The organism is Shewanella khirikhana, from assembly GCF_003957745.1.
Classification (GTDB): domain Bacteria; phylum Pseudomonadota; class Gammaproteobacteria; order Enterobacterales; family Shewanellaceae; genus Shewanella; species Shewanella khirikhana.
In genome coordinates this window covers 3,511,641-3,531,201 of the sequence record NZ_CP020373.1, presented here as the reverse complement: position 1 = coordinate 3,531,201, position 19,561 = coordinate 3,511,641, and the positions used below count along the sequence as shown (strand labels likewise).

Below are 19,561 nucleotides of genomic sequence, written 5' to 3'. Positions count from 1 at the left end.
GCTTAGTTGATGCGCTTGACCCGAATGGTAGAGTTGCGGCTGTCGCTGCCGAGATAGAAAGAGCTGAATGCACCTTTCTCGATAAACACCTTTTCACCGGCGTCCAGTTTATAGCGGCGGCTGTCGGTTTGTTTCCACACCTGGCCGTTGGTGAAGCTGATTTTGAGGTTGCCGTACTGGTCTTTGCTGACAGTGGCGATTTCAAGATCGATTCGGTCCGGCTCTTCTTCGGCCTTTTTGGTTTTACCAAAGCTGTCTTCCACGGTGGGCGCAGGCTTGGAGACCGGGGCAACGGGTGCTGTGGGCGTAGCGGCTACTGCGGCAGCAGGAACCAGCACAGGCGCGGCATCGGCCACTGGCGTACGGGCCGCGGTTTCGGCGAGTTTATCGTAACAAATCAGTCGATCCAGTTTGTCGCTGATAGTGGCACACTGAGCCAGTTGTTGCTCGACAGAGGCCATTGCGGGAAGGGTGGTCAGGCCAAGGGCCAAAAGCCATAAGCTGCGCATAATAGAGTTCCTTGTATTTCTACTTTGGCTATGAATACAGAATCGGCCCGACCCAGACGGGACAGGCCGATAAATGGCAATGGCTTAACCGGGAGTTATTCGGTTTGCGATTGCTCTTCTTGTTCGTCTTCGCCCTTTTTACTGTAAAAGCGCGCCGCAAGCAATCCGCCTTCAAACAGCAGCAGCATGGGAATGGCCAGCATGGTTTGTGAAATCACATCCGGTGGCGTCAGCAACATGCCGATAATAAAGGCCGAGACTACGATATACGGCCGCTTTTGCTTGAGGTCTTCAACACTGGTTACCCCCGCCCAGCAAAGCAGCACTACGGCAATGGGGATTTCAAATGACAAGCCAAAAGCAAAGAACAGCTTGAGAATAAAGTTCAGGTAACTGCTGATATCCGTGGCAACTGTCACCCCTTCCGGCGCAACGCTGGTAAAGAAGCCAAACACCACCGGAAACACCACAAAGTACGCAAAGGCAATACCGAGGTAAAACAGCAGGGTACTGCTGATCAGCAGCGGTACCACCAGACGCTTTTCATGCTTATACAGCCCCGGCGCCACAAACGACCATACCTGAAACAGCACATAGGGCACTGCGATAAAGAACGACAGTACCAGCGTCAGCTTGAAGGGCGCGAAGAAGGGCGCGGCCACGTCGGTGGCAATCATGCTTGAGGTTTCGGGCAGCGCCTGCATCAAGGGGATGGCCATGTAGTGGTAAATATCGTTGGCCCAGTAAACCAAACCGATAAACACCAGCATGACACCGGCAATACACTTGAGCAGTATGGTGCGCAGCTCAAGCAGATGGCTGATCAGAGGTTGTTGATGTGACGACATGAATTATCCGTTGGCTTTAGGCGACTCGGTTTCCGCGGCTTTTGCCGGCTCAGCTTCGCTTACTGCTGGCTTGGCAGGCTCTGGCTCGGTAACCTGATAGGGGCGGTTGACCTCTTGTGCCGCCTGTTTGAGCTGGTCGATGGACTCTTGCAGCTCAGGCGAGAGGTTGGAAAGCCCCTTGCTTTCGGCCTTTTTCAGATCGGCATGCAGTTGCTCGATCTTCAGTTCCTGCTCCAGCTCGTCCTTGACCGAGTTGGCCATCCGCTTCATGGCACGGATCCAACCGGACACGGTACGCACCGCCACAGGTAATCTCTCCGGCCCAAGCACCACCAAACCTATGATGGCGATGAGCAGAAGCTCCATAAAGCCGATACCGTCAAACATAGAGAATTACGCCTGTTCTTTCTTTTCGGCCTCAGGCTTCTTTTCAGTTGCCTGCTGTGAGGTTTGGGCAGGAGTTTCTTGAGCTTCTTTACTTTCGAGGGCCTTTTTTTCCTCATCGGACATGGCGTTCTTGAAGCCCTTGATGGCACCGCCGAGATCGCCGCCCAGTGAACGCAGTTTTTTGGTGCCGAACAGCAGGATCACGATAAGTGCGATGATGAGCAATTGCCAAATACTGATACCACCCATGAAGGATTCCTCTTTAGAAATTTAGTGGTTCTATTATGAACCTGTGATTATTTAGTGCTAGCTAAAATTTACGATTCTTTGGCCTGGATCTCCATCCGGCTAGCCAAACCAGGGCACCGGCGCCGAGACAGGCGTACGAGAGCCACAGTGTAGCGGTTTGGGCAAACAAAATAGTGCCACAGATCAACAAAACGGCAGAGCTGATAAGCAGAAAATTACTCTTGTGCGCCTTTTGTTGATACTTCAGATAGCGGTCGAGCATCTGTTGCTGGGTACCCAGCAATTTGCGGCCAAGCTTCAGATTGTCATAAATAAGCTCCGGAAACTCGGGGAGTTTATCAGACCAGAATGGCAAATTGGTTTGCACTTTTTTGAACATTGCCTTGGGGCCAACCTGCTCGGCCATCCAGCGCTCGAGGAAGGGCTTGGCGGTCTGCCACAAATCCAGCTGCGGATACAGCTGTCTGCCGAGGCCCTCGATATACAGCAGGGTCTTCTCAAGCAACACCAGCTGCGGCTGCACCACAATATCGAAACGTCTGGCGGTGCGGAACAGCTCCAGCAGTACATGGCCGAAGGAGATTTCATGCAGCGGCTTATTGAACATGGGCTCGCACACCATCTTCACGGCCTGCTCGAAGGCCAGAATGTCTGTGTTGGACGACACCCAACCCGACTCCACATACAGCTGGGCAATGCGGTGGTAGTCGCGGTTGAAAAAGGCGAGGAAGTTCTCTGCCAGATAACGCTTATCTTCTTCGGTAAGACTGCCCATGATGCCGCAGTCCAGGCCGATATAGAACGGATTCTCCGGGTGCTCGCGGCTGACAAAAATGTTGCCGGGGTGCATATCGGCATGGAAGAAGTTATCGCGGAACACCTGGGTGAAAAACAGCTCCACACCACGCTCGGCCAGCAGTTTCAGGTTGGTGCCCTGAGCATTGAGCGCCTCAACATCGGCAATCGGGATGCCATCGATACGCTCCATCACCATCAGTCGGCGATGGCAAAGTTCTTCATAAACATAAGGAATGTAGAGCGCATCTGAATCGAGGAAGTTGTTTCTGAGCTTGGTGGCGTTCAGCGCCTCCAGCTTGAGGTTCAGCTCACCGAGGATGGTATTTTGGTAGTCTTCCACCACTTCCAGCGGCCGCAGGCGGTTACCGCTGCCAAGCAGACGTTCAACCCAACCTGCCACCTGCAGCATCAGCTCCAGGTCAGCATGGATTTTGGCTTCCACGTTGGGGCGCAGCACCTTGAGCACCACAGGCTCGCCATTGGATTTAAGGGTGGCGGTGTGCACCTGGGAAATCGACGCCGAGGCCAGCGGCGTGTCGTCGAAGTCATCGAACAGGGTGTCGATGGCGCAGCCCAGCTCTTCTTCGATGGCTGCACGGGCCAGCGCTGAGTCAAATGGCGGTACCCTGTCCTGCAACATGGCCAACTCTTCGGCCCATTCGTCGCTCAGCAGATCGCGACGGGTCGAAAGCATCTGGCCGAACTTGATATAAACCGGCCCCAGTTCCTGCATCGCCAGTTTCAGTCGCTCGCCGCCACATTTGTCTTTGTGGCGATTACGCACCCAAAACAGGCTCTTGCGCGCCAGTTTAAAATACCAGGGAGTCAGGGAAGGAGGCAGTACATCATCCAGGCCATAGTGGAGCAGGGTGCGAATGACCTGATATCCACGGCGAAGACTGGCGAGGGTCATGGTGTGAGACGGTCCCTTAATTGATTGATTCTTTTCTCGATAGTGTCAGTGTCCTGCACCAGCGAGTCAATGTTGTCCTTGAGATGAATAAACTCAATGCGGTGGGGCGCGAGCCGGTATTCCTCGGTGGAAAGTTGCGCGAGGTGGCTTAAGGTCTTGTCGCCAATGCGCTTCAGTTCGCTGCCAAGCCAGCGGCCGCCGGATTGCAGCTTGTGCGCCGGGCCGTCACCAATATAGCGTGACAGCGGCTCGCCGATGTCGAACTGCTGCTCTTTGATAAGGCGACTGAAGCCCTGCAGTACATTGAGGTCGCCATCGATATCGAGTCGATCGGCCTTGATAAGCATGCTGAGACTTTCGCCCTGGCTCAGGGCATAGAGCGCTGAAACTGATGCCTTTACCCTGACATCGGTTTCGGCTTCATAACGGCTAAGCACGGTCACGCTGTCATCGAAGATAAGAAACAGCGGGAAGGGGAGCTCGGTCAATTCAATAGCGAGGCGTTTGCCATGCAGGCCATAATGCCTTGGGCTGGCACCGGTTTGGGCAAGCAGTTTCTCAAAGCCCAGTTCCACGGCGCCGCAGACAAAGAGTGACAGCTCCCGTGGCAGCATCAGAACTTATAACCCCGGTGCAGTGCCACTACGCCATCGGTCATGTTGATGTAATCCACTTGCTCGAGACCGGCGTTTTGCATCATGCCCTTGAGGGTGTCCTGATCAGGGTGCATGCGAATGGACTCGGCCAGGTATTCGTAACTGCCGGCGTCCTGGGCAATAAATTCACCCATTTTGGGCAGAATTTTAAAGCTGTAGAGGTCGTACAGTTTACGCATCACGTCGTGCTGCGGCTTGGAGAATTCCAGCACCAGCAGTTTGCCGCCGGGCTTGAGCACGCGCTGCATGGAGCGCAGGGCGGCGTCTTTGTCGGTCACGTTACGCAGGCCGAAGGCGATGGTGATGATATCGAAATGGTTATCGGGGAATGGCAGCGCTTCGGCGTTGGCCTGAACGTAGTTCACGTTGCCCACCACGCCCAGATCCCGCAGCTTGGAGCGACCCACTTTCAGCATGGAGTCGTTGATATCGGCCAGTACTACCTGACCACGCTCACCCACCAGACGGGAGAACTTGGCGGTCAGATCGCCGGTACCACCGGCCAGATCCAGCACCTTCATCCCCGGACGGGCACCGGCAGTTTCAATGGTGAATCGCTTCCACAGGCGATGGATACCGAAGGACATCACATCGTTCATGATGTCGTACTTGGCGGCCACTGAGTGGAATACGCCAGCAACCAGATCGGCCTTCTTGTCGGAATCTACGGTCTTGAAACCAAAGTGGGTACTCTTTGAGGCGCCCTCGGACATCTGTTCTTTCCTATTGTTTCCCATACTGTTAACCGCCAGTGTATGCCTATCCGGCCCCTTGCTGAATCCTTAAGCAATCAGCTTTGTGATCCAGTACCTATCCCGCTGCCCAAAGCATGTCAAGCTTGTGAGCCCGGTAGGGTTTTGCCACAGGCGCAATGACTGCGCATTAGACCACAATATGCGAATTTAATGAAGCTCGACTGAGTCAGGCTCATTCGCCCGTCTGAATTACCCTGCGGGCGGATGTGGCTCAGGCGCCGACAGCCAGTTGACGGCCGCGCAGATAGGCGTACACCAGCTCAGTCAGGCTCTGGCCCACTTCCCGAAGGCCGGCGTTTTCACCGGTTTCGTGGCAAGAGGGCGCCGCCTCGGCCAGGTGCAGATAGGCGCAGTCACAGTGTCTGGCGATGTGGCTGATATAGCGGGCAGCATCCAGCAGCGGCACACCGGCTGCAGTCATGGCGCTGGAGGGCATATTAGCGATGGCATCCACGTCCAGCTCGAGCGCCACCGGCAGACCAGTGGTTCTAAGGTTTTTGCTGATGGATTTGAGCGCTTCGTCCAGGCTCAGCTCACCCCTTACCCAGATTTGCTGCAGGCTGTGCCAGCTGCCGCCAAAGGCTTCAAGCTGCTCCAGGTTGGCCTCGCTGTTTTTCAGCTCGTGCAGCCCAAGCACATGGTAAAAATCGAGCGCACCGCTGGCGGCGGCGTAGCTGAAACCATTGCCGCTGTGGCGGCCTTCACGCAGGCGAAAATCTGAATGGGGGTCCAGGTTTACTGCGGCCGCAGGGCGACCGAAGGCGTTCTTCACCGACATCAACAGCCCAAACGCATTGTTGTGACCGCCACCAATCACTATGGGTTCAAGCCCGGCCGCCATAATGGCACTGGCTACATCAATCACCCGCTCATCCATCTGGGACACCGCTTGGCGCAGCGCGTCCAGCTCGGCATCTTCGCCGGGCAACAGGTCACCAAAATCGAGCTGACCCAGCAGCAGGCAGTCATTGCCGCGATAGAAGCGGTTCGATTGCAGGTTCACCAGCCACTTAAGGCAGGCCTCGAAGGCATTGGTGGCGCCGCCACGGCCGAGGTTGGCACGGGGGCCAGCATCTTCCCCGGCGCCAAGTAACACAAAGCGGGCACCGAGCGACTTGGCGTTGGCGAGGCAGGCGCCAAGGTCATGGCCTTCGGGCAGAAGGAAGTGATTGCCAAGGCGGGTTTCGCCGGGACGCTGCCCGAGAATGCCGCTCATGTCTTGTGGCGTAAAGGGAATAAGGTGCTGCATAGGTTCGAGGTCTGATGTTGTTGTGGCGATAATGCGCGTTGGCGATATTGTGGCAAAGGATGCCGAAAAGGCAACGCTGGCGGGCTAAATTCGCCATGAAAAAAGCCGGCGCTAGGCCGGCTTTTATGATGCGAAACAGGCTCTGGGGCCTATTCGATGTCCAGTGGGTCCGGTGACAGGATAACCCCGGTGCTGTCGGCATACACATGGTCGCCCGGCAGGAAAGACACGCCGCCAAAGTTCACCGGCACATCCACTTCACCGGTGCCATTGTTGTCGGCACCGACCGGAATGGAGGCTATGGCCTGAATACCAATATCCAGCTCTTCGAGGGCATCAACGTCGCGCACGCTGCCGTACACGATAATGCCTTCCCAGCCATTGTTTACGCCAATCTCGGCAATGGTTGCATCTACCAGTGCCCGGCGCAGCGAGCCGCCACCGTCGACCAGCAATACCCGTCCTTCACCTTCTTCAGCCAATACGTCGGCAATAAGGCCGTTGTCTTCGAAACATTTGACTGTGCTGATGGCTCCACCGAATGAGCTAACACCACCGTAATTACTGAACATGGGCTCAACCACATCCACGACGTCCAGAAACATGTCACATAATTCTGAGGTGTTGTATTCCATAGTCATCTCCTGTTTCGCCTCAAATCAGGCTGTTAGGCAGCTCTACACTGAACTTAGGCCAGTATATAAGGGAATCTTGAAAAGAAAAGTGTTATCAATCACGGTATTGGCTCACCCCCATATATCATGCCAAATGTAGTTTAATTTCATCATGCCTAATCTTTATGGCGCATTTTTTTGACTTCTGTCATCATATGACGGTTTTTTATTACAACACTGTGGGCACTTTTGTTAGCATTGTCCCCAGTCTCAATCCAGTTTCAATTAACAAATCGCTTTAGGGGCACGGACCCCCCATTAAGCTCAGGGAAGGCAGAGGGCCTTATTTCGAGGTGCCTTATGGAAGCTTTGAACATGACTGAAATCGTTGGCTACATGGCTTCGGTAATGGTCGCTATCTCACTGATGATGAAAGATATTATTTGGCTGAGATGGTTGAACTTTATCGGCTGCAGCCTGTTTGTTGCCTACGGTGTTGCCATCACGGCCTGGCCTGTGGCGGGCATGAATGCTTTCGTTGCCTGTATCAACGTCTATCACCTGATCAAAATCTACCGTGCCAAAACCCAGGGCGCAGTAACTGCCTGATTTCGCCCCGGCGATGTCATAAAAGTGTCGGGCGGGTGTCACCGCCCCGTCACGCAAGCTCTCTAGTATTCGGCTTATCCTGGCGCACTCTCTGGAGGCCGAATGCTCACACATCTGACCGAGCTCGACAGGCGCGGTTTTCAGCTGATCCACGGCGGTGCTTCCCGACATGGATTACAGCGCAGCTCTTTGCTGGTGTCTGCCACCGGCGATGGTCCCCTCTACTTATACCTGAGTATCGGCTTACTGCTGTTTGACTCTCAGGGTAACCAATTGTTCAGGCTGGCATTATTGGCCTTTGCTCTGGAACTTCCCCTCTATTTGTTGCTGAAAAACAGCATTCGTCGAACCCGCCCGTGCCACGCGGCCCTGGGGTTCGAGTGCAGTTTTGAGCCTTCCGATAAATTCAGTCTGCCCTCGGGGCACACGGCGGCGGCCTTTGTGATGGCCACCGCGATTGCCGATGTTTACCCCGCGGCACTGTTTGCAGCCTATGGCTGGGCCTGTCTGATTGGGCTCTCGCGGGTGGCGCTGGGGGTGCATTATCCCATGGATATCGCTGCCGGTGCGGCTCTGGGCACAGTATCGGTTGCGTGGGCCAACAGCTTCTATTGATAAGGATGTCATTGAATCTATGAAAATTCTGTACGGTGTGCAGGGCACGGGTAATGGCCATTTGAGTCGTGCACGGGTGATGGCCAAAGCATTGGAGCGCAGGGATGTGCAGGTGGATTATCTGTTCAGCGGCAGACCCAAATCGCAGTTCTTTGATATGGAAGCCTTTGGTGACTTCAGGGTAGCCAAGGGGCTGACCTTCGTCAGTCAGGCCGGCAAAATCAGTTCGGTCGATACAGTGCGCGAAAACCTTAACTGCCGTTGGTGGCAGGATATTCGCGCGCTGGATCTATCGGGCTATGATCTGGTGCTCAACGATTTTGAGCCGGTGAGCGCCTGGGCAGCCAGACGGCAAAAGGTGCCCTGTATCGGCATTAGCCATCAGGCGGCGCTGCGTTTTGATGTGCCCAAAGTGGGCAACACCTGGTTTAACGAAAAGCTGCTGGATTACTTCGCCCCGGTGGATATGGCCCTAGGTTGCCACTGGCATCACTTCGGCTTTCCACTGCTGCCGCCCTTTGTGGAGGTGGATGAAGTCAGTGAAGAGCACGGTCACGATATTCTGGTGTATCTGCCCTTTGAGGCGCCTGAGGCCATTGTCAGCTTACTGAAACCCTTCGAAAACTACCGCTTTTTGGTGTATCACTCGCAATCGCTCGGCAGTGACATTCCCGCGCATATTCAGTGGCATGGCTTTTGTCGGCAGGGCTTTCGCCGCCATCTGGCCGAAGCCGGAGGTGTGGTGGCCAACGCGGGATTTGAGCTGGCCAGTGAAGCCCTGACTCTGGGCAAGAAGCTGCTGGTAAAGCCCTTGCTGGGGCAGTTTGAGCAGCTCTCCAACGTGGCGGCGCTGCAACTGCTCGGCGCTGCCGACAGCATGATGCAGTTAAGCCCTGATACCCTGAAAAGCTGGCTTAAGCGTTCAAGCCCCGAGCCGGTGCGCTACCCAGCCGTGGGCGATGCCCTGGTGGATTGGCTTGGCAGCGGCGACTGGCAGGACAGCAAGGGCGACTCATCCCAACGCCTCAGCCGCGAGTTGTGGGAGCAGGTGAAACTGCCGGATACCTGGCGCTAGCCTTTAAAGCCGCTTAAGCCATTTAAAACAAGTGACCGATGCACCGCCAAGAGGTGCGCCAGTTAGAGCAGCCTGGCTGCGAAGTGGATATCCTGCTGCCAGGGGCTGAAGTCGTCGCTGGCAAGTATCTTCTGCTGCAATGCCTGATTGGTGTGGATACCTTCAATCTTAAGCTCGGTCAGAGCCTGATGCATTCTGGCAATGGCCTGCTCGCGGCTGTCACCATGACAAATCAGCTTACCCACCATGGAATCATAGTGGGGCGGCACAGCGGCGCCGGCAAACAGAGCTGAGTCCCAGCGCACGCCGGGGCCGCCGGGCAGCATTAACGCATTGACCTTGCCCGGGCTTGGCAGTTGGGTGCGGGGATCTTCGGCGTTGATACGGCACTCTATCGCATGGCCGCGAACCTGTGGCGGCGCAGGCAACGGTGCCCCCTGTGCCAGTTGCAGCTGGGCTGCAATCAAATCGATACCGGTGACCATCTCGGTGACCGTATGCTCCACCTGAATGCGGGTGTTCATTTCGATAAAGAAAAATGCCCCGTCCTGATACAAAAACTCAAAGGTACCCACGCCACGATATTTGAGGCTGCGACAGGCCTGCTCGCAGCGGTGCATCATGGATTCGATAAGGTCTCGGTCGATGCCTGGGGCTGGCGCTTCTTCAATCAACTTTTGATGGCGGCGCTGGGCCGAGCAGTCGCGCTCGCCAAGACACAGGGCGTCTTCGCCATTGGCGATGATTTGAAATTCGATGTGCCTTGGGTGGGGGAGGAATTTCTCCAGATACAGGGTGTCATCACCGAAGGCCGCTTTGGCTTCGCTCCGGGTCAGGTCAATGGCGTCTTTGAGCGCCATGGCAGAGTCGACCCTGCGCATGCCGCGCCCGCCGCCGCCGGCACTGGCTTTGATAAGCACCGGATAGCCAATGGTATCGGCGAGCGCTTCGATGCGGTCCATGTCATCACCGACGGCACCATCCGAACCCGGCAGGGTGGGAATGCCCACCGCCTTCATGGCGTTGATGGCGCTGACCTTATCGCCCATGGTGGCTATGGTGTCGGCGTCAGGGCCTAAGAACACCAGTCCTTCGGCCGTGACCGCCCGGGCAAAGTCGGCTCGCTCCGACAAAAAGCCATAACCCGGATGCACGGCATCGGCACCCGAGATGCGGGCTGCCGTCAGCAAGGCATTGATATTCAAGTAGCTGTCTTTGGCTGGCGCCGGGCCGATACAAATGGCACTGGTGGCAAGCCGGGTATGCAAAGCGCCCCTGTCAGCGCTGGAGTAAACGGCAACTGTGGCCAGCCCCAGCTGATGGCAGGCACGGATAATCCGCACCGCGATTTCGCCGCGGTTGGCAATCAGCACCCTGGTGAATGGCGGCTCAGTCCGCATCGCCTATCACAAACAGCGGCTGGTCAAACTCCACCGGGGTGGCGTTGTCCACCAGAATGGCTTTGACCACGCCAGCCTTGTCGGCGGCAATCTGATTCATCATCTTCATGGCCTCGATCACGGCCAAGGTATCGCCCACGGCCACTTCGGTGCCCACTTCCACAAAGGGACGAGCCTCGGGGCTGGGGGCGCGATAGAAGGTGCCGACCATGGGCGAGAGGACTCTGTGGCCCTGATGACTGCTGGCAGGCGAAACGGCAATGGGTGCCGCAGCCTGAGTGGTGTCCACGGGCTGCGCCGGCAGGTTGCCGTGACGGATAATCCGCACCGACTCTTCCCCTTCGCGCACTTCCAGCTCGTTGATGCCGGACTCCTGCACAAGCTCAATCAACTTTTTGATTTTACGAAGATCCATTGCCATCAGTTAGCTCCCTGCAGCAGACGTTCGGCGGCGGCTTCCAATGCCAGTGCATAACCCTTGGGACCCAGACCCAGGATCACCCCCACGGCTTTATCGGAAAAATAAGAGTGATGGCGGAAGGGCTCGCGGGCATGAACATTGGACAGATGCACCTCAATGAAGGGCAGGGCAACGCCCAGCAAGGCATCTCGCAGCGCCACGCTGGTGTGGGTAAAGGCGGCGGGGTTAATAATCACAAACTTGGCATCGGTTTGATGAATGGCATCAATCAGCACATGCTCTGCATTGGACTGAATATGCTCAAGCTGCACTCCCAGCTCGGCGGCCTTGCGCTCCAGGTCGGCCACGATTTGCGCCAGGGTTTGGCTGCCGTACACACCCGGCTCACGGGTGCCCAGCAAATTGAGGTTGGGGCCGTTAATCAGCAATACCTTGGGGGCAGTTTGAGAGGCAGACATGGAGATTCCTTTTTGTCAGTTAGCGACACGTTAAACTCAAGTTAGCCTCAATATCGCCAAAGTTGGCCGCATTTTCAATGCAATTAAATTGAACTTGTTTGCGGCGCAAATCTGCATGCCTTGCCGCTGTTTGGTTTGGTTCAGCTAAATACGTTTCGTGGACTGATACGAAAAAGCGCCCTCTCAAGGGCGCTTATTTATGCGAAAAAGACCTCAACGGGTGCTGGTATCCGCCCGGTTAATGGCTTACCTTGCCACGCATGGACTTGGTTGCGCCGCGCTGCTTTTTGGCATCCACCCGCCGCCTTTGGCTGGCGCGGGTGGCTTTGGTAGGAATGCGTTTTTTCTGCACCACATTGACCGAGCGAACCAGCTCGATAAATTGCGCCAGCGCTGTTTCCCGATTAGCCTCCTGGCTGCGGCTTTCCTGACACTTAATGATGATTTTGCCGCTTTGGGTGATGCGATGGTCACTCTTGGCCAGCAGTTTTTCTTTGTAGAACTCCGGCAGTGACGATGCGTGGATGTCGAAAATCAGCTGCGCGCAGGTCGACACCTTATTGACATTCTGGCCGCCGGCGCCGCTTGAGCGGATAAATTGCCACTCGATTTCCTGTTCCTGAAGCTGAACTCGCTGTGAGATTGTGATCATGGCCAGATTTTTGGCTTATTGCCTGAATAAAGAATTTGTTATCATCGGCAGCCTCGGCAGTTGGCCGAGCCTGTCCCAGGGAGACCCTCTATGTTATGCCAGATCCCCGAGATTGCTAAGGGTGTGATCAGTCTTTTTGCCAGTGGCCGCATCACGGCCCAGGATTATCGCACCCGATTGCAGCCGGCCATCAAGCGCTACCGTGAGGATTGGGGGCAGGTCTGCCTGTATATCGAGGCCGATGTGCTGCTGGAAGGCTGGGAGCAAGCTTCCCTGTCCGGAGCCGGTGAGGTACAGTTACCTCCATTCGATGCCCTGGTATTTGTGGGTGGACCGGATTGGGTGGGTAATGCCATCCGTTTGCTTGGTCCCTTTGTGCGGGGCGAAGTGGCCTGGTTCCCATTGCAGGACAAGGCCAAAGCCATTGAGTGGATTGTGAAACGCTCGGCGGTAAAGGCTTAATCTTATTTCATACAAGGAAGCGCTAATATGACTAAATTGACTCTGGCCAAAGTGGCCGCCGCCCTGACTCTGGTTGCCGGTCTGGCCGCCTGTGCCCCTGAAGTGGGCAGCGAAGCCTGGTGCAAGAAGATGGAAGAAAAGCCAAAGGGCGACTGGACGGCTAACGAGGCCGCTGACTACGCCAAGCACTGCGTATTCAAGTAAGAGTTTGTCGGGCCGGGGAACTTAACCAAGCATCCCCGGTCTTACTTTGCAAAGCACCCCTGTCGGGCGCAGCAATCAGCCGAGGATTGAATTGATTCGTTTTTCCCTTAACACACTGCACAGACTGAGCCTGATGCTGCTGGCCGTGGTGGTACTGCAATTTGCAGGTGCCAACCTGGGCGCGCACCAGTTGCACACTGGCAGTGCCGATGAGGAAGAGCGTAATCACAGCCACCTGACCTTTATGGCCGAGGTGACCACCATAGGTGAGTGTATTGAATGCACCTGTCCACCGGAAATCGTGGCCAGCGACACCCATCAACACGACAAGGTTGAAAAAACCGAGCTGAAACAGCTGGATCTTTGTCTTGATTGCCATTGTCATGGCGGTCATCCAAGTCTGGTCGCAGGCCTGGCTAATCTCGATTATCACCCCCTTACCAACCAGGTGCAGGGTCATGAGTCTGACTACCTCTCGGTAGTGGGCCGCCCCGACTACCGCCCCCCATCGCTTAAGCCTGACATTCCCAGGAAAGAACACGACTTGTTTGCTGTGCCGGGCCATGTGGCTCAGGTTGCTGCGCGCCGCAGCCCTGACGACATCCCGAACCACAGTCGCTGACTGACATTTTACACGCTGCCTTGTGGCCAAATTCCGCTGCATCAGACCGGAATTGCGCCCGCTGCCTGTGCTGTCGTTGCCCCAAAGCCGCTTCTTTCCTCAAGCCGTAACCGCCCCCGGGCGCGTTAACCGACTTTGTCCCTTAATGTTCAGGACTCTGCATGAAACAGACTTTACTTGCGGCCGCCTTGTGGGCCGTGCTTGGCAGCAGCCAGGCCGTGGCTGGCGATACTCCAGCGGATGCGCCAGCGGCCAATATGGCTGCCGTGGGCAACAGCCAACAAGCCGCAGCCGATGGCGCAGATATTCAACGCCTTGCTCAAACCATAGAAGCGCTGCCAGCCCTCAGCGCCGCCCGCGCCAAGGTACGGGTGGCCGAACTGAATCTCAAAGCTGCCGGCAACGCGGTTTACAACCCCGAGCTGGGGCTTGGATACCAAAATGCCGATACCGACAGCTACAGCCTGTCGGTCAGCCAAACCGTCGATTGGGGCGATAAGCAGCAGGCGGCACAAAATGAGGCACTGGCGCAGCTGCGCCGCGCCGAGGCTGAGCTTGCGCTGGAGCGCAGTCGGCTGTGGGCCGAGGCGTTAAGCGCCATGGTGGTGAGGAGGCAAACCGCCGCCGTACTCGGGTTTCAAACCGAGCAGCGCGAATTTGCCCGGGCGCAGCTGGAGCTCGCTGCCGAGCTTAAGCGTGGCGGCCTTATCAGTGCCGGTGAGTTGTCGCTGATTGAGCTGGATTTGGCTTCCCTTGAGGCCGACCTTGCCATGGCCGAGCAGGCCGCCATCGATGCCGACACCCGGCTGCTGCAAATCTTCGAAACCCTGACACTGCCTGAGATTTCCATGGCCTCACTGATGGCATCTGCGGGTAGCACTGAGCTGGCGCAATCGGCGCTGCAACAGTTGCCAGCACTGCGAATCGCTTATCAGGACGTGCAACTGGCAAGGCTCGGGGCCGACAAGGTCAGGGCCGATACCAGCGCCGATCCCACCCTGACCCTGGGCGCCGAAAAAGAAGGCACCGACAACAAGCTCGGGCTCAATGTCAGCATTCCCCTTAAGGTGCGCAACAACTACAGCGATGCCATTGCCGCTGCCACTGAAGCCGGTATTGGCGCCGAGCAGCAGTACCTGGCGAGTGAGCGGGCACTGACTCAGGCCTGGCGCCAGTATCAGTATGCCCAGCCCAAATTGCAGGCCAGTTGGCAGGCCTGGAAGCAAAGGGTGCGCGGTTCGGCCTCGACCCTGGGCTCGTCCCTTGCCAGTCAGTGGCGTGCAGGCGATATCAGCACCTCAGATTTTTTGCAGGGTAAACGTCAGCTGACTCAAAGCTTTATTGCCGGTACCGAGCTTGAGGCGCGTCTGTATCAGAACTGGCTCGACTGGATGGGGCAAAGCGGCCAGTTGGCGACCCTGGTGCCTGCGTCGAGCGTGAACCAGGCGCCGGTTGCGGGCGCTGAAAACACCTCAGCGGAGGCGCGGCAATGAAACCATTTTTCTTCAGTAAATCAGTTATCAGCGGAGCAAACGCCATGTCTGCAATGAATACCAACTCTTACTTATCGGCACTGGCGTTCGCGGTTGCACTCGCGTTTGCTTTACCTGTGTCACAGCCTGCCTGGGCAGGCGATGGCCATGACCATGGCGCGGCAGAAGGCACCGCAGCAACCGCCGCAGCAACCGAAGATGCCCATGACGAAGACAAGGCGCTAAAGCTCAGTCAGACCCAGCGCGACCTTGCCGGTATCCGGGTCGAAACCCTGTCGTCCACAGGCTTTGATTTAAGCGCCGTGGCCACCGCCAGCCTGGTGGTGGATCGTGACCGCACCATTACCCTGGCGCCACAGCTTGAGATGCGGGTGCTGGAGCGCCACGTGGTACCGGGGCAGGAGGTCAAACAGGGTGAGCCTTTACTCACCCTCGGCGGCGCAGCCATTGCTCAGGCCCAGGCCGACTATATCAATGCCGCCACCGAATGGAGCCGCATCAGCCGCATGGGCGAAAGTGCCGTGAGTCAATCCCGCAGGTTGCAGGCACGGGTGGACTACGAGCTTAAGCGCGCCATTCTCGAGTCCATCAAGATGACTGCCCAGCAAATCAAGGCGCTGGAAACGGCGCCGGACAGCATCGGCAGCTTCAAGTTACTGGCGCCCATCAAGGGTCGGGTGCAGCAGGATGTGGCCAGTCGTGGTCAGGTGCTGCCGGCCGGCTCGCCTCTGATGCAACTGACCGATGAATCCTTCCTGTGGGTAGAGGCCGAGCTGACGCCAATGCAGTCCCGCGGCCTTGCCATGGGCAGCGATGCCCGGGTGAGCGTATCGGGTAAGTGGCTTGAGGCCAGGGTGATTGGCCGCTCCCACGAGCTTAACCCCATCACCCGTACCGAGCAGGTGCTGCTGTCGATGGCAAACCCCGGCCATGAAGTGCACGCCGGTGAGTTTGCCGAGCTGTTTTTGCCCCAGCAAGTCAATCAGCCGGGCGGCCAACAGGGAATAGTGCTGCCGGACTCGGCCCTGAGTCGCAGTAGCGATGGCGACTGGCAGGTGTTTGTGGAAGACGCCGACGGTTTTGAGGCGGTGGAAGTGCAAATCGAATCCCGTGCCCGAGGCCTGAATCTGGTGAAGGGGATTGAGCCCGGCAGCGCCGTGGTGATGTCCGGTGCCTTCTTCCTGGCCTCCGAGCTGGCCAAGTCTGGTTTTGATATCCACAACCACTGATAAGAGGGCAAGCCATGCTACAGAAACTCATAGAGCAGGCGGTGCGAAGCCGTCTGATAGTGCTCATCTTTTTGATAGCCGCCATGGCAGCTGCTGCCGTGATGCTGCCGAGGTTGAATCTGGATGCCTTTCCCGATGTGACCAACGTGCAGGTACAGGTGAATACCGCGGCCGAGGGGCTTGCCGCCGAAGAGGTGGAAAAGCTCATCAGCTATCCGGTGGAATCGGCCATGTATGCCCTGCCTTCGGTGACCGAGGTGCGCTCTTTGTCGCGCACCGGGCTGTCCATTGTGACCGTGGTGTTTGAAGAAGGCACCGACATCTACTTTGCCCGCCAGCAGGTGTTTGAGCAGCTGCAGGCAGCAAGGGAGATGATCCCGGACGGTGTGGGTGTGCCGGAGATTGGCCCCAACACCTCGGGTCTTGGGCAGGTATACCAGTACATTCTGCGGGCTGCGCCCGAGTCCGGCATAGCGCCTGACGAGCTTCGCAGCCTCAATGACTATCTGGTGAAACTCATCATGATGCCCGTTGGCGGCGTGACCGATGTGCTCTCGTTCGGTGGTGAGGTGCGTCAGTATCAGGTGCAGGTCGACCCGGCCAAGCTGCTCTCTTATGGCCTCAAACTGGACGATGTGACCAGGGCGCTGGAAGGTAATAACCGTAACGCCGGTGGCTGGTTTATGGCCAAGGGCCAGGAGCAGCTGGTGGTGCGTGGCTACGGCCTCTTGCCTGCCGGTGAGGCCGGGCTTGATGCCATTGCGCAAATTCCGCTGACCGAATGGCAGGGCACGCCGGTGCGGATTATGGATGTGGCCAAGGTTGCTTTTGGCAGTGAAATCCGAGTCGGTGCCGTGACCATGACCCGCCGTGATGAAGCCGGTAGCCCGCAGGTGCTGGGTGAAGTGGTGGCAGGGGTAATTTTGAAGCGCATGGGCGCCAACACCAAGGCGACCATCGATGACATCAACAGCCGCACCGCCCTTATTCAGCAGGCGTTGCCGGATGGGGTGACTTTCGAGGTGTTCTACGACCAGTCGGATCTGGTCACCAAGGCGGTGACCACGGTGCGTGACGCCCTGCTGCTGGCCTTCGTGTTTATTGTGGCTGTGCTGGCGCTGTTTTTGGTGAATGTGCGCGCTACCGCGTTGGTGCTCTTGTCGATTCCGGTTTCCATCGCCCTTGCGCTGATGGTGATGTCTTACTTTGGCATGTCGGCCAACCTGATGTCCCTCGGCGGCCTTGCCGTAGCCATTGGTATGTTGGTGGATGGCTCTGTGGTGATGGTGGAGAACATTTTCCGCCACCTCACCCAGCCTGAAGGCCGGATTGATGACGGTCAGCCGACCGACCCAGGCCTCAGTGAAGAGGATGCCCACCGTGAAGGCGGCTATGGCGGTATTGCCATGCGGATTTTGCAGGCGGCGCGGGAAGTATGCAGCCCGATTTTCTTTGCAACCCTCATCATTATCGTGGTGTTTGCGCCGCTGTTTGCCCTCGAAGGGGTGGAAGGCAAGCTGTTCCAGCCGATGGCGGTCAGCATCATTCTGGCCATGCTGTCGGCACTGATGGTGGCACTGGTGGTGGTGCCTGCGCTGGCGGTGTACCTGTTTCGCCGCGGCGTGCATCTGCGTCAAAGCCCGCTGCTTACCCCCATCGATAAAGGCTACCGCCGGGTGCTGGGCGCGGTCATGGCGCGTCCCAAAACCGTGGGTATTACAGCACTGGTGCTGTTTGGACTCAGCATGGCGCTGTTGCCACGGCTTGGCACCGAGTTTGTGCCCGAGCTTGAAGAAGGCACCATCAACCTGAGGGTAACCCTGGCGCCCACTGCAAGCCTGGATACCTCGCTGATGGTAGCGCCCAAGCTTGAAGCCATGCTGCTGGAATTTCCCGAGGTGGATTATGCGCTGTCGCGTATCGGTGCCCCTGAGCTTGGCGGCGACCCTGAGCCCGTGAGCAACATCGAAATCTATATCGGCCTTAAGCCCATCGATGAGTGGCAGTCTGCCGCGAGCCGCGCCGAGCTGCAGCGACTGATGGAAGAAAAGCTGTCGGTATTCCCGGGCTTGCTGTTTACCTTCTCTCAGCCAATTGCCACCCGGGTGGATGAGCTGTTATCCGGCGTAAAAGCCCAGCTTGCCATCAAGCTGTTTGGCCCGGACTTGGATGTGCTGGCCGAAAAAGGTCAGCAGCTTTCGGATTTGGTGTCCAAGGTGCCCGGCGCCGTGGATGTGTCCCTTGAGCAGGTGAGCGGTGAAGCTCAGCTGGTGGTGCGCCCCGACCGTGCCCGTCTGGCGCGCTACGGCATCAGCGTGGATGAGGTGATGAACCTTGTCAGCACCGGCATTGGCGGCAGCGCCGCCGGACAGGTGATTGACGGCAACGCCCGCTACGACATCAATGTGCGTCTCAAGGCCGACACCCGCGCCAGCGCCGATGCCATAGCGGATCTCTTGCTGGTTGGTGCCAACGGTGCCCGGGTACGTTTGGGCGAAGTGGCCGATGTGGTGGTGGAAATGGCGCCGCCGAATATTCGCCGTGACGATGTGCAGCGCCGGGTGGTGGTGCAGGCCAACGTGTCCGGCCGTGATATGGGCTCGGTGGTGAAAGACATCTACGCCCTGGTGCCGGAGGCCCAGCTGCCGCCGGGTTATACCGTGAGTGTTGGCGGCCAGTACGAAAACCAGCAGCGGGCCCAGGCCAAGCTGATGCTGGTGGTGCCTGTGTCCATCGGTCTGATTGCGCTCTTGCTGTACTTCTCCTTCGGCGCGCTCAAGCAAGTGGGGCTCATCATGGCCAACGTGCCGCTGGCGCTGATTGGCGGCGTGGTGGCGCTCTACGTCAGCGGCACCTATCTGTCGGTGCCCAGCTCCATCGGTTTTATCACCCTGTTTGGCGTGGCCGTGCTCAATGGCGTGGTGCTGGTGGACTCCATCAATCAGCGCCGTGCTGGTGGTGAAGGCCTGTATCAGGCGGTGTACGAAGGCACGGCGGCGCGTCTGCGTCCTGTGCTGATGACGGCGCTGACCTCGGCGTTGGGGCTGATTCCGATTTTGCTCTCAACTGGTGTGGGCAGCGAAATTCAAAAGCCGCTGGCGGTGGTGATTATCGGCGGGCTGTTCAGCTCGACGGCCCTCACGCTGCTGGTGCTGCCGACCCTGTATATGGCGCTGTATCAGCGCGATGAGCGCGAGTTTGAAGAGCCGAACTGACGGTCACTGACTGCCAGCTTGGCGCTGTAAGTTTGCCAGGGAGGCCCTTGGCCCGGGATTGCCTAACCGCCGGGCCCAGGTGTTTGGCCAAGGTTTCCGCTTGCTTTTGAACAGCCACAGTCATGGCT

The 19,561-nt window shown here is 57.4% G+C and carries 22 protein-coding genes; 9 read left to right on the top strand and 13 right to left on the bottom strand.

Going from position 1 to position 19,561, the window contains the following annotated elements; genetic code table 11:
* Positions 1-2: 2 nt before the first annotated feature.
* The 9 genes from STH12_RS15510 to rraA all read right to left on the bottom strand — a co-directional run bounded on the left by STH12_RS15510 (position 3) and on the right by rraA (position 6,999).
* Positions 3-509, bottom strand: coding sequence for a hypothetical protein (locus STH12_RS15510; RefSeq protein ID WP_126168380.1), 507 nt, complete (start codon positions 507-509; stop codon positions 3-5).
* A gap of 95 nt (positions 510-604) precedes the next feature.
* Complete coding sequence (tatC, locus tag STH12_RS15505) at positions 605-1,357, bottom strand: twin-arginine translocase subunit TatC (protein ID WP_126168379.1); 753 nt, start codon at positions 1,355-1,357, stop codon at positions 605-607.
* A gap of 3 nt (positions 1,358-1,360) precedes the next feature.
* The gene (gene tatB, locus STH12_RS15500; protein WP_126168378.1) at positions 1,361-1,744 is read right to left on the bottom strand and encodes a Sec-independent protein translocase protein TatB; all 384 of its coding nucleotides are present in this window, start codon (positions 1,742-1,744) and stop codon (positions 1,361-1,363) included.
* A gap of 6 nt (positions 1,745-1,750) precedes the next feature.
* A complete protein-coding gene (gene tatA, locus STH12_RS15495) occupies positions 1,751-1,993 on the bottom strand; it encodes a Sec-independent protein translocase subunit TatA (protein ID WP_126168377.1) in 243 nt (80 codons plus the stop codon).
* A gap of 61 nt (positions 1,994-2,054) precedes the next feature.
* A complete protein-coding gene (gene ubiB / locus STH12_RS15490) occupies positions 2,055-3,704 on the bottom strand; it encodes a ubiquinone biosynthesis regulatory protein kinase UbiB (protein ID WP_126168376.1) in 1,650 nt (549 codons plus the stop codon).
* Positions 3,701-4,318, bottom strand: a complete 618-nt coding sequence (locus tag STH12_RS15485) for a ubiquinone biosynthesis accessory factor UbiJ (RefSeq protein WP_126168375.1) — start codon at positions 4,316-4,318, stop codon at positions 3,701-3,703. Before STH12_RS15485 ends, ubiB begins: the two co-directional genes overlap by 4 nt.
* Positions 4,318-5,073, bottom strand: coding sequence for a bifunctional demethylmenaquinone methyltransferase/2-methoxy-6-polyprenyl-1,4-benzoquinol methylase UbiE (gene ubiE, locus STH12_RS15480; RefSeq protein WP_126168374.1), 756 nt, complete (start codon positions 5,071-5,073; stop codon positions 4,318-4,320). The genes STH12_RS15485 and ubiE overlap by 1 nt, the downstream gene beginning before the upstream one ends.
* Before the next feature lie 253 nt (positions 5,074-5,326).
* Positions 5,327-6,364, bottom strand: coding sequence for an arginase family protein (locus tag STH12_RS15475; protein WP_126168373.1), 1,038 nt, complete (start codon positions 6,362-6,364; stop codon positions 5,327-5,329).
* Positions 6,365-6,513: 149 nt separating this feature from the next.
* A complete protein-coding gene (rraA, locus tag STH12_RS15470; protein ID WP_126168372.1) occupies positions 6,514-6,999 on the bottom strand; it encodes a ribonuclease E activity regulator RraA in 486 nt (161 codons plus the stop codon).
* Between the two features lie 339 nt (positions 7,000-7,338).
* On the opposite strand from rraA, the gene STH12_RS15465 reads away from it, so the two are divergent.
* From STH12_RS15465 to STH12_RS15455, 3 genes are all read left to right on the top strand, one after another.
* The gene (locus tag STH12_RS15465; RefSeq protein ID WP_126168371.1) at positions 7,339-7,587 is read left to right on the top strand and encodes a YgjV family protein; all 249 of its coding nucleotides are present in this window, start codon (positions 7,339-7,341) and stop codon (positions 7,585-7,587) included.
* 102 nt (positions 7,588-7,689) lie between these two features.
* The gene (locus STH12_RS15460; RefSeq protein ID WP_126168370.1) at positions 7,690-8,202 is read left to right on the top strand and encodes a phosphatase PAP2 family protein; all 513 of its coding nucleotides are present in this window, start codon (positions 7,690-7,692) and stop codon (positions 8,200-8,202) included.
* Positions 8,203-8,221: 19 nt separating this feature from the next.
* The gene (locus STH12_RS15455) at positions 8,222-9,277 is read left to right on the top strand and encodes an MJ1255/VC2487 family glycosyltransferase (protein WP_126168369.1); all 1,056 of its coding nucleotides are present in this window, start codon (positions 8,222-8,224) and stop codon (positions 9,275-9,277) included.
* Positions 9,278-9,339: 62 nt separating this feature from the next.
* Here STH12_RS15455 and STH12_RS15450 read toward each other — a convergent pair whose 3' ends face one another.
* The 4 genes from STH12_RS15450 to arfB form a co-directional block, all read right to left on the bottom strand.
* A complete protein-coding gene (locus STH12_RS15450) occupies positions 9,340-10,677 on the bottom strand; it encodes an acetyl-CoA carboxylase biotin carboxylase subunit (RefSeq protein ID WP_126168368.1) in 1,338 nt (445 codons plus the stop codon).
* Positions 10,667-11,092, bottom strand: coding sequence for an acetyl-CoA carboxylase biotin carboxyl carrier protein (gene accB, locus STH12_RS15445; protein ID WP_126169553.1), 426 nt, complete (start codon positions 11,090-11,092; stop codon positions 10,667-10,669). Before accB ends, STH12_RS15450 begins: the two co-directional genes overlap by 11 nt.
* A 5-nt stretch (positions 11,093-11,097) precedes the next feature.
* The gene (gene aroQ, locus STH12_RS15440; protein WP_126168367.1) at positions 11,098-11,556 is read right to left on the bottom strand and encodes a type II 3-dehydroquinate dehydratase; all 459 of its coding nucleotides are present in this window, start codon (positions 11,554-11,556) and stop codon (positions 11,098-11,100) included.
* Positions 11,557-11,794: 238 nt separating this feature from the next.
* Complete coding sequence (gene arfB, locus STH12_RS15435; RefSeq protein WP_126168366.1) at positions 11,795-12,208, bottom strand: alternative ribosome rescue aminoacyl-tRNA hydrolase ArfB; 414 nt, start codon at positions 12,206-12,208, stop codon at positions 11,795-11,797.
* A 90-nt stretch (positions 12,209-12,298) separates the two neighbouring features.
* Between arfB and STH12_RS15430 the strand changes: the two genes are divergently transcribed.
* The 6 genes from STH12_RS15430 to STH12_RS15405 all read left to right on the top strand — a co-directional run bounded on the left by STH12_RS15430 (position 12,299) and on the right by STH12_RS15405 (position 19,433).
* Positions 12,299-12,670, top strand: a complete 372-nt coding sequence (locus STH12_RS15430) for a SpoIIAA family protein (protein WP_126168365.1) — start codon at positions 12,299-12,301, stop codon at positions 12,668-12,670.
* A gap of 27 nt (positions 12,671-12,697) precedes the next feature.
* A complete protein-coding gene (locus STH12_RS15425; protein ID WP_126168364.1) occupies positions 12,698-12,874 on the top strand; it encodes a DUF3012 domain-containing protein in 177 nt (58 codons plus the stop codon).
* A gap of 91 nt (positions 12,875-12,965) precedes the next feature.
* Positions 12,966-13,496, top strand: a complete 531-nt coding sequence (locus tag STH12_RS15420; RefSeq protein WP_126168363.1) for a hypothetical protein — start codon at positions 12,966-12,968, stop codon at positions 13,494-13,496.
* Between the two features lie 161 nt (positions 13,497-13,657).
* Complete coding sequence (locus tag STH12_RS15415; RefSeq protein ID WP_126168362.1) at positions 13,658-14,989, top strand: TolC family protein; 1,332 nt, start codon at positions 13,658-13,660, stop codon at positions 14,987-14,989.
* Between the two features lie 44 nt (positions 14,990-15,033).
* Positions 15,034-16,218: an efflux RND transporter periplasmic adaptor subunit gene (locus STH12_RS15410; protein WP_237158637.1), complete on the top strand. Its 1,185-nt coding sequence runs from the start codon at positions 15,034-15,036 to the stop codon at positions 16,216-16,218.
* Between the two features lie 14 nt (positions 16,219-16,232).
* Positions 16,233-19,433 carry an efflux RND transporter permease subunit gene (locus STH12_RS15405; RefSeq protein ID WP_126168360.1) on the top strand — a complete coding sequence of 1,067 codons (3,201 nt, stop codon included), beginning with the start codon at positions 16,233-16,235 and terminating at the stop codon, positions 19,431-19,433.
* The last annotated feature ends 128 nt before the right edge of the window (positions 19,434-19,561 follow it).

Coding starts and splice junctions, on each gene's coding strand:
- ubiE (WP_126168374.1), bottom strand. CDS start 5,073: ATGTCCGAGGGCGCCTCAAAGAGTACCCACTTTGGTTTCAAGACCGTA.
- STH12_RS15425 (WP_126168364.1), top strand. CDS start 12,698: ATGACTAAATTGACTCTGGCCAAAGTGGCCGCCGCCCTGACTCTGGTT.
- aroQ (WP_126168367.1), bottom strand. CDS start 11,556: ATGTCTGCCTCTCAAACTGCCCCCAAGGTATTGCTGATTAACGGCCCC.
- arfB (WP_126168366.1), bottom strand. CDS start 12,208: ATGATCACAATCTCACAGCGAGTTCAGCTTCAGGAACAGGAAATCGAG.
- ubiB (WP_126168376.1), bottom strand. CDS start 3,704: ATGACCCTCGCCAGTCTTCGCCGTGGATATCAGGTCATTCGCACCCTG.
- STH12_RS15465 (WP_126168371.1), top strand. CDS start 7,339: ATGGAAGCTTTGAACATGACTGAAATCGTTGGCTACATGGCTTCGGTA.
- STH12_RS15475 (WP_126168373.1), bottom strand. CDS start 6,364: ATGCAGCACCTTATTCCCTTTACGCCACAAGACATGAGCGGCATTCTC.
- STH12_RS15415 (WP_126168362.1), top strand. CDS start 13,658: ATGAAACAGACTTTACTTGCGGCCGCCTTGTGGGCCGTGCTTGGCAGC.
- rraA (WP_126168372.1), bottom strand. CDS start 6,999: ATGGAATACAACACCTCAGAATTATGTGACATGTTTCTGGACGTCGTG.
- STH12_RS15430 (WP_126168365.1), top strand. CDS start 12,299: ATGTTATGCCAGATCCCCGAGATTGCTAAGGGTGTGATCAGTCTTTTT.
- tatB (WP_126168378.1), bottom strand. CDS start 1,744: ATGTTTGACGGTATCGGCTTTATGGAGCTTCTGCTCATCGCCATCATA.
- tatC (WP_126168379.1), bottom strand. CDS start 1,357: ATGTCGTCACATCAACAACCTCTGATCAGCCATCTGCTTGAGCTGCGC.
- STH12_RS15510 (WP_126168380.1), bottom strand. CDS start 509: ATGCGCAGCTTATGGCTTTTGGCCCTTGGCCTGACCACCCTTCCCGCA.
- STH12_RS15405 (WP_126168360.1), top strand. CDS start 16,233: ATGCTACAGAAACTCATAGAGCAGGCGGTGCGAAGCCGTCTGATAGTG.
- STH12_RS15410 (WP_237158637.1), top strand. CDS start 15,034: ATGTCTGCAATGAATACCAACTCTTACTTATCGGCACTGGCGTTCGCG.
- STH12_RS15460 (WP_126168370.1), top strand. CDS start 7,690: ATGCTCACACATCTGACCGAGCTCGACAGGCGCGGTTTTCAGCTGATC.
- accB (WP_126169553.1), bottom strand. CDS start 11,092: ATGGATCTTCGTAAAATCAAAAAGTTGATTGAGCTTGTGCAGGAGTCC.
- tatA (WP_126168377.1), bottom strand. CDS start 1,993: ATGGGTGGTATCAGTATTTGGCAATTGCTCATCATCGCACTTATCGTG.
- STH12_RS15485 (WP_126168375.1), bottom strand. CDS start 4,318: ATGCTGCCACGGGAGCTGTCACTCTTTGTCTGCGGCGCCGTGGAACTG.
- STH12_RS15455 (WP_126168369.1), top strand. CDS start 8,222: ATGAAAATTCTGTACGGTGTGCAGGGCACGGGTAATGGCCATTTGAGT.
- STH12_RS15450 (WP_126168368.1), bottom strand. CDS start 10,677: ATGCGGACTGAGCCGCCATTCACCAGGGTGCTGATTGCCAACCGCGGC.